This is a genomic window from Peptostreptococcaceae bacterium (genome assembly GCA_016649995.1).
In the GTDB taxonomy this organism is placed as follows: Bacteria; Bacillota; Clostridia; order Peptostreptococcales; family BM714; genus BM714.
On the sequence record JAENWJ010000066.1, the window covers coordinates 1 to 8,001 of the forward strand.

At 41.1% G+C, this 8,001-nt stretch carries 9 protein-coding genes; 1 reads left to right on the forward strand and 8 read right to left on the reverse strand.

The window, feature by feature from the left end; genetic code table 11:
• From JJE29_08515 to JJE29_08545, 7 genes are all read right to left on the reverse strand, one after another.
• Positions 1 to 432: stage 0 sporulation protein (locus JJE29_08515; protein ID MBK5252657.1), on the reverse strand; the 432-nt coding region annotated here is incomplete at its 3' end.
• A complete protein-coding gene (holB, locus tag JJE29_08520) occupies positions 429 to 1,340 on the reverse strand; it encodes a DNA polymerase III subunit delta' (GenBank protein MBK5252658.1) in 912 nt (303 codons plus the stop codon). The genes holB and JJE29_08515, both read right to left, overlap by 4 nt.
• Before the next feature lie 11 nt (positions 1,341 to 1,351).
• The gene (locus JJE29_08525; GenBank protein ID MBK5252659.1) at positions 1,352 to 1,678 is read right to left on the reverse strand and encodes a cyclic-di-AMP receptor; all 327 of its coding nucleotides are present in this window, start codon (positions 1,676 to 1,678) and stop codon (positions 1,352 to 1,354) included.
• Positions 1,679 to 2,009: 331 nt separating this feature from the next.
• Positions 2,010 to 2,708, reverse strand: coding sequence for a hypothetical protein (locus JJE29_08530; GenBank protein MBK5252660.1), 699 nt, complete (start codon positions 2,706 to 2,708; stop codon positions 2,010 to 2,012).
• 793 nt (positions 2,709 to 3,501) lie between these two features.
• Positions 3,502 to 5,034: an FAD-dependent oxidoreductase gene (locus JJE29_08535; protein MBK5252661.1), complete on the reverse strand. Its 1,533-nt coding sequence runs from the start codon at positions 5,032 to 5,034 to the stop codon at positions 3,502 to 3,504.
• A 71-nt stretch (positions 5,035 to 5,105) separates the two neighbouring features.
• Positions 5,106 to 5,384, reverse strand: a complete 279-nt coding sequence (locus tag JJE29_08540) for a hypothetical protein (GenBank protein ID MBK5252662.1) — start codon at positions 5,382 to 5,384, stop codon at positions 5,106 to 5,108.
• Between the two features lie 94 nt (positions 5,385 to 5,478).
• The gene (locus tag JJE29_08545) at positions 5,479 to 6,243 is read right to left on the reverse strand and encodes a serine hydrolase (GenBank protein MBK5252663.1); all 765 of its coding nucleotides are present in this window, start codon (positions 6,241 to 6,243) and stop codon (positions 5,479 to 5,481) included.
• Positions 6,244 to 6,343: 100 nt separating this feature from the next.
• Between JJE29_08545 and JJE29_08550 the strand changes: the two genes are divergently transcribed.
• On the forward strand, positions 6,344 to 6,673 hold the full coding sequence (locus JJE29_08550; protein ID MBK5252664.1) for a hypothetical protein: 330 nt from the start codon (positions 6,344 to 6,346) through the stop codon (positions 6,671 to 6,673).
• Between the two features lie 131 nt (positions 6,674 to 6,804).
• Here the strand turns inward: JJE29_08550 and JJE29_08555 are convergent.
• Positions 6,805 to 8,001 (reverse strand): radical SAM protein (locus JJE29_08555; GenBank protein MBK5252665.1); only part of this gene is annotated, 1,197 nt, incomplete at its 5' end.

The window sequence follows — 8,001 nt, forward strand, 5'->3', positions numbered from 1 at the left end:
CCTAAGCTCAATTCGTGTTCTAAAAACAGACGCCAAATCCTTTACCAATTCCCTGAAGTCCACTCTTCCATCGGCTGTAAAATAAAATATTATTTTATTGTTGTCGAATGTGAATTCGACATCGATTAATTTCATTTCAAGTTTGTGCTTTTCTATTTTGCATTGGCAAAGCTCAAACGCTTCTTTTTCCTGCTTCTTATTTTCTTCATTCTTTTTATCGTCTTCCTCCGTCGCTATTCTCAAGATCTTTTTAAGCGGTTGATACACCTCTTTTTGAGGCACGAACCTTGAACCTATAGCAACTTTTCCGTACTCTATACCCCTTACGGTTTCAACTACTACGCTTTGTCCTTGCTCTATTTCAAATTCACCCGGGTCAAAATAATATATCTTGCCCACTTCCTTGAATCTTATTCCAGCCACCTTTATCATTGCAGCGCCTCCTGTATTTTTAGAATCAGATGGTCCACGGCCATCTGCTGGTTTACAGTTCTATTAATTTCCTCTATTGCATCCATCAAGGCCTCGACAATTCTATAGAAGGCTTTTCCGTCCGCTTTGCATTCCAAGTTTATTATATCGTTAATTTTATCATGATTGACGATAAATTTTCCGTTCTTTGTCTCTTTATAGACGGATAAGTCTCTAAAACAGGTCAAAATCACTGAAAGGTTGTTCAAGCACTCCCCGCGGTCCAACTTTGACAATGCTTCGGAAGACTCCAGCATGGATTTTATGTCTCCCGTCAGACAATCCCCAGCAAACCGGAAGCCCTCATCAATTGCCCGGGCCTTGCCAATCGTCAAACCTTCAATATTTGCTGATGGCAAGATTCCACTCTCATTTCCGTCGAAATGCAGTTTTTGACAGCGTGACTTCACTGTCGGAAGAAGGCCTGCAGCATTTGCGCTAACGAGAATTACAAGACACGAAGACGGAGGCTCTTCCAGAACCTTCAGCAAACTGTTTTGCGCCTGCGGGGTCATTGTATCGGCACTGTCTATTATAAATACCTTTCTGCGGCTTTCATAGGGCTTAAGATGCATTTCCGTCTGGATAGCCTTAACTTGCTCGTTCTTTATGCTTCTTCCGTCGGGACCAATCACAATTATGTCAGGATGGTTGCCCAGATTCGCCTTTCGACAGCTGAGACACGCATCACAAGCCTCGCCACTTACTTCCTGGCAATTGACCGCCTTTGCAAATTCCTTCGCCATTTCAAACTTGCCGACCCCTGATTGCCCCTCAAAAAAATATGCATGGGAAAGAACCCCGTTAAATAGGGCTTTTTTAAGATAATTTTTAACCATTTCATGGCCTGTGAGATTTCTATATGCCATGGATTTTCCTTTCAATATTTCGCATAATGCTCTACATCGGTTATAAAGACTGTTGCTCCGCCAACTGTAACCTCCAAGGGCAAGACCACAAAATTGCTTGTATTGGCTCCGACCGGGGCTGTTGTGGTTAATTGTCTACGTTTTTTGCATGTTACCTTTATCATTTCAAGCACCTCATCTACCTGTTCTTTCGAAACTCCTATCAATAGAGTGGTGTTGCCTGAACGCAGGAATCCTCCGGTTGATGCGAGCTTAGTTACTCCAAATTCCTTTTCATTCAGTTTTTTAAGTAATTCCTTGGAATCCTCATCGTGTATAATGACTGTAATCATTTTCATTGGAGCACCTCCAAGCATTTTTATTATTATACCATATTGGGCGCAATCGCAATAAATTGCGATTGCGCCCAATATGGTATAAAGTAGAAAGTAGAAAGTCAAAAGTAAAAACAAGTACAAAATACAAAGACATAAGAAATAAATCATATCCCAAATCAACTAATTTTTCGCCTCAAGGCTTACTTGTTCCTTTCCAGCTAAATCAGATGTCAGCATTTTATCTTTTCCTTTACACATTCTAAGTTTCACGTTCTACTGTTTTCAATCTTTTGCTTTTTGCTTTTTGCTTTTCCTTTCTACTTTCCTCTTTCCACTTACTACTTTCTCCTTTCTACTTTCCACTAATAAGCATCCTTATAAGAAGCAATATGATTATGTGTCCCGGATAGAAGGCATAGAAGAAGTAGCGGTTAACTCTAAGTTTCACTTTCCAATCGGCAAATATGAACGGAAGCGCTCCAATGCTAAATAATTGCATAACCATGGAAAACGGCCATCCGTAAGCCCATGCAAAAAAAATCGACATCGCGGCATAAGCGAGAGCAAGTATCCCCTTTCTCTCACTGTAAATGTAAAATATCCAGATCATCATCAATCCATATGATCCATACTGCAAGTGAAGTATGTCTCCCGTCACAACCAGCAGTCCGGCCAAAACAAACCCGTAGCGACCTCCATTTTCATGCAGCCAAACCACCCAAAGTCCAACAAGCAAAGTGGGCATTATATTGAGATTCCCGGGCGAAAACCAAATGTACGGAACTTGCGCAATCAAGGAAAAAACAGCCAAGCGTTTCATGTATCTTCCGAGGTTGGATGTTTTTCGATAACCCATTGCTACTCCATATGCAAAAATAGGGAATGCCAAACGACCGACAACCCTAAGTATTATGAATTGTGGAAAAAACATGTACCCGACGTGATCTATAAGCATGAATATGCATGCCAAAACTTTTAGAAAATCGTTTCGTTCCCCGCTTGCTTGAGTTTCACTTCTATTTTCGATTGCATTTACGGTGTTGTTTTCCATCATCTCTCTCCCTTATTTTGTCTATATCTATCATCATATCAAAAGCGAGAGTACACATCCATTGTTTTAAACGCAACAAATGAACCGGACTATAACAATTAAAACAATTGCCGTCCGGTTCATCCTGAATAAGAATCAGTCCCTCTTAATGTTGCATTTTGTATTTCCGTTATTATACTTCACCTTACCCTTCAAACTTTAATTTTCCGATCTTTTTAAGGATTTGGAAAGTCTTTCTTTGCTTCATAAAACTAGCTAAGCTCATGCGCCAACGAAGATATCTATTCTTCTATTGGCTCGAATCCTAGTGTTCAACACATTTAGCTACTGCTCGAAACGTTCACTCTTTACATAAGGTAAAGGTTTTTTGCCCGGACTTCCGTTGCACTTTCCAATCTTGTTGGAATCGATGCACAGTATCCGAACCGTTCATTTTCATTTAAGAGGTCATCATCTTATTCTCGAGGGATACTCTCCCTCTTATTTTATATATACCGCCATTTAATGCTTTTAAACATTTATTTTTCTCTGCAACCAATGATTTTCTGCAAAACCTATGCCTAGTATTTCGGCCCATTTACCGGCATTATTCCGACCTCTTTTTCTTCAGTTTTTAATAAATCAGTCCGTAAATCAAAATTGTCTTGATGAAGTTCTCATTGACATAGTTTTTTAGAATGGTCCTGTTTTCTTTTAGGTTTTCAAGTGTGAACCGACTGCCACCCTCGGTATATTTATAGACAATCCAGAACAGCAAGGCCAAAGCGCAAGTATTATTATCCTCTTGCTTTTCTTAATCATGCTCTTTTCCTTTCCGGGGATTTTTCTTATTGTGTATCGGCTTTGCAACCACCATTTCATCAGAAGAGATTGCCTTTTTGTTTCCGGAAGCCGCCTTCCTCATTCCTTTTATTATGGGCTGCTCAGACAACTTTTCAATATATGCCTTTTGGGCAAGCTTTCTTAAAATATCCGAATATGTCGGATATACATGTATTATATCGTTCAACTTGTAGAAAGGTTGATCAAGCCCCTTTAGCACAGAAAGCTCGTGCATTATTTCTCCCGCTCTGCTGCCCAAAATATGGGCTCCGAGTATCTTGCCTCTTTTGTCTGTTATTACTTTTACTAATCCTTGTTTTGTATGGTCTGTAATCGCTCTGTCAAGATTGTCATACTTTTCTACGAAAACTCTACAGCCTTTTTTCCCGCATTTAGCTTGTGCTTCTTCTTCTGTCAATCCGAGGTGTGCAAGTTCGGGATCGGTGAAGAGACACCAACCAACTGTTGAATAGTCCATTTTTTTCTTTATCGGTATTGAGGCATTCCTTCCCGCAGTTATTCCTTGGTAGTATGCCATGTGACTGAATCGCCAGGGACCGGTTACATCTCCAGCCGCATATATGCCGGAGACGGATGTTTGCATTTGTTCATTCACCTTTATACCCTTGCCATCATAGACTACTCCGGCTTTTTCGGGATTTAATTTTTTCAAATCGACAAACCTGCCGGTTGCAACTAATATGGCCTCGGTTTCAAAAGTCTCCTCCCCCTCGGGAATGCGGATCGACAAAACCTTATGCCCCAGCTTCTCGCTTACGCTCGTGATTTCCGCATTCAAAACAAACCTCACGCCCTCTGTTTCGAGACGACGCATTAGGATTTCCGAAAGCTCGGGCTCCTCTTTTTTAAGAATCCGCCCACTCCTTTGTATTATTGTTACTCGGATACCCAAACGGCTTAGGGCCTGCGCCATTTCAATAGCTATGGCCCCTGCCCCTATTATTGCGATGCTTCTCGGCAACTCCTCGAGCTCAAAAATGGTTTCATTTGTCAAAACTCCCGCTTCGTCCAATCCTCCAACGGAAGGAATTTCGGGGCGTGTTCCCGTACATATGATTGCCTTGTCAAAGCTTACCGTTTCTCCATCTATGTTCAAGTGGTGGGAATCCTCAAATTTCGCTTCACCTTCTAATACATCAATTCCTGCTTCATTGAGTTTTTCCGGAGTTTCGCTTGCATATACAAGTTCTATGGTTTCTCTAACATGTTTCATTACTGATTTTGTATCGATTCGAAGTTCATCTGTTTTAATGCCGAATTCCCCCATATTGTTCACTGCATTAAACTCGCCTGCTACCTTTATGAGTGTTTTGCTCGGAATGCAGCCCATCCATGTGCATTCCCCCCCAATTCTATTTTTTTCGACAAGTGCCGTTTTTCTTCCAAAACCTTTGGTTGTAAAGGCGGCAGATAAACCCGCGGCTCCTCCTCCAATTATAATGCAGTCATAATCGTATGCGTTCAATGGATCACCCCTTTTCATGAAACCTTTTGTATATCTCAGCCACTCTTTGAATGAATGTACGAACTATCATTACTGCAACACTTTTATTATTATACCCATAAACAAAGAAATAAAATCATTAGTGTGAAAAACAAGAAGCCTTCTGTTCTTTCTCCTGCAAGAAGCGCTCCCGCAGATGCGGCTCCGGATGCTCTATGCAATGCATAGGCCGAAATATATAGAAGCATCAAAACCATCAGTATTATTCCATTTACGGCCAAGGCTATCGGCCTTTCCCAAAGCATTCCCCGCACAAACAATTCATATGCAAAAACGGAAAGCAGCTTTGGATGGGTGACACCCAAAACATGCGGCGCTTTATTTTTCATTCGGTTATGCTTTTTTCCAAATAAGCCAATCGCGCAGCATAATTTTCTTTGCATCGGCAATTGTATACACCCTTTGGATTGAAAAGGAACTGCTTTAAAAGCAGTTCCTTTTGTATACGAATCTTGATATTTCGCCAATGGCGTTTTCCATGGCAATAACATCGGTATTGTTTGATACAAACCCTATAAAGAAGGGTCTTTTCGCATATACGATTCCGACATCATGGGTAATTCCTTCATCGTCCCCCGTTTTGTGCGCTATGGGCAAACCCTTCGGCAACATGCGGGGTATTTTATGATTAAGTCTCTGCATTTTTAGAATTTCCAGCATCTCCATTGATGCCTTTCTAGAAACAAGTCTTCCATTGTACATATCCTCGAAAAGCCTTGCCATCTCTTGGAGTACAACGATGTTTTCAAGCCCTTGGCGTGAAGCTTCCTTGTCGAAAAGAAGCCTATTCAGACGAGTCATGTAAATCTCATGGTCTATCATTGTCTGATTTATTCTATCCATATCCAGTATTCGGATAAGTATGTTGGCAGCTGTATTGTCACTATGTATTATCATAAGCACGCAAAGGTCTCTCAGTGTAACTTCCAGCCCGTCATGCATGTATGTAAGCGCGCCGCATGAGGGCACCTTGTCCGACTTTCGCACATCGTATCTTTTGTCGAAATCCATATCGCCGATGCGCACCCTGTTAAAAGCCTCTATCAATATCGGTATTTTAATGAGACTGGCCGCATAGAAAATTCTGTCCTCGTTGAAAGCCACTACTTCACTGCCATCGAGACTCTTATAGTAGAAACCCGTTTGTCCCGGAATATCCTTCAAGATGCGTTTAACATAGTTATACACGGCCAGTCTCCCCTTTTTCCTTATATTTATATTTATCATTATATCAAATCCAAAGATTAATTTGTTATAATAAAGAAAATCATCAATTAGGAGGAAAACCATGGCAAAACAATGCGACAGATGCAAGACTAAAATAAAATTTTCCGAAACCCCGTACATGGAAGATGGACAGATGCTTTGCCCCAAGTGCTACGAGGAGCTGCAACGCGAAAAGCAGAAGGAAACGCCCGAAATGTTGTCGGTAACACTTCCTGAAATTAAGGGCAGAGCAATCGTCCATTACTTCGATGCTATATTCGAATCCAGCCTAACGAACCTAAAGCAAAAGGCTTCGCGTCTCGGGGCGAATGCGGTTATCGGCGTCATCGCTTCAGACTACGATAAATGGTGCGGAACTCCGGTGGTTCTGAAGGAAACTGAAGAATTGTAGAAAGCGAAATAATTCAAATATAAATTTCGGATATGCCGACTTGCTGAATCGGCATATCCGTTTTTTGTTACCCTTATGAATTATTCCAATAGCGTTATTGTGAAAGCTCGCATTACAATTGCCTGATCTCATTAAAAACGAATCTCTTTCGGAAAAGCTTCTAACCGCATTATCCCCCACATTTTGTCTATGTATGAAAGTGTGTAATAGTTTTCGTAGTAATGATAATAAAATGCCCCTTTTAAAGTCATCCGATAAACTCCGCTTTTATCTGTGACAAACCCCAATTTCTTGGCTGCCCATAATTCCAAACCGTATTTTTTTTTCAAGGATTCTCCAAAAAAACGTTCGAAAGCACTGGAATCTATCCTTGTGCTATATGCAGTCCAAAACAGATAGTAAATCATTCTTTGCCTTTTGGTAAAACGTATTGTTAGTGATGTAGGAACGAGTCTCTTGTTGATTCTATCTTGGTACTCATCCACAGAAAATGTGTTTATTTTGAATTGACCTCTCAAAAGGGATGTAGCCGAGCACCCGAAACCCAGAAAATTGTCCCTCGTCATTGATGAATATCCGGCATATGGGTCCTTTGAAAATGTCCAGATCGAATCTCTGTGATACTCCTTGCTTTCGCAATGCAGAGTTATGTCATCCAGCAATTTTCTTTTCTCTGTTTTTTTCATGGCCGGGATGTCACTTTCGGTAAACGTAAAATCAATGAAAGGATAGATTGCGACATGGTTTGCACCGTTTGAAAAAGCTGTTTCGATATCCGCCTTCAGATCATCGAAAGTCTGTCCGGGCAATGCAAAAATAAAATCCATCGATACGGTTTCAAAATTTATTTCCCTGAGCGCCTTGAAAACCTCGTCGAAATCCGTTTTGCCTCTTCCCAGTGTCCCCAATAATTTGGGCTGGAAAGACTGTATCCCTATGCTTATTTTGGTGATTCCAACTTTTTTCAATGTCATCAGGTTTTCCACCGTGACATTGTCTGGATGCAATTCCAGTCCTATTCCTTCAGTAATGACAAAATGCTCGTTTACGCAATCGATGATTTCCTGCAGCCTACCCGCGGCAAGCGCCGGGGTACCACCTCCGAAATACAGACTTGTTACCTTCTTCTTTTTTGTGTTTTGACTTCCAACAAGATGAATTTCCCGGATTAAGTGGTCGACATATTTATCGCAACGCTCTTTGTCGTACTTCTCTTTACAGTAGGGACAGAAGGGGCAAATGCTTTCACAAAATGGAATGTGGATATAAAGCCCAAGCCTTTCCGCCTCCATGTACGGAAGCGTATTGTCGTATTCATTCTTAAAAAC

Coding starts and splice junctions, on each gene's coding strand:
- holB (MBK5252658.1), bottom strand. CDS start 1,340: ATGGCATATAGAAATCTCACAGGCCATGAAATGGTTAAAAATTATCTT.
- JJE29_08525 (MBK5252659.1), bottom strand. CDS start 1,678: ATGAAAATGATTACAGTCATTATACACGATGAGGATTCCAAGGAATTA.
- JJE29_08530 (MBK5252660.1), bottom strand. CDS start 2,708: ATGGAAAACAACACCGTAAATGCAATCGAAAATAGAAGTGAAACTCAA.
- JJE29_08535 (MBK5252661.1), bottom strand. CDS start 5,034: ATGAAAAGGGGTGATCCATTGAACGCATACGATTATGACTGCATTATA.
- JJE29_08540 (MBK5252662.1), bottom strand. CDS start 5,384: ATGAAAAATAAAGCGCCGCATGTTTTGGGTGTCACCCATCCAAAGCTG.
- JJE29_08550 (MBK5252664.1), top strand. CDS start 6,344: ATGGCAAAACAATGCGACAGATGCAAGACTAAAATAAAATTTTCCGAA.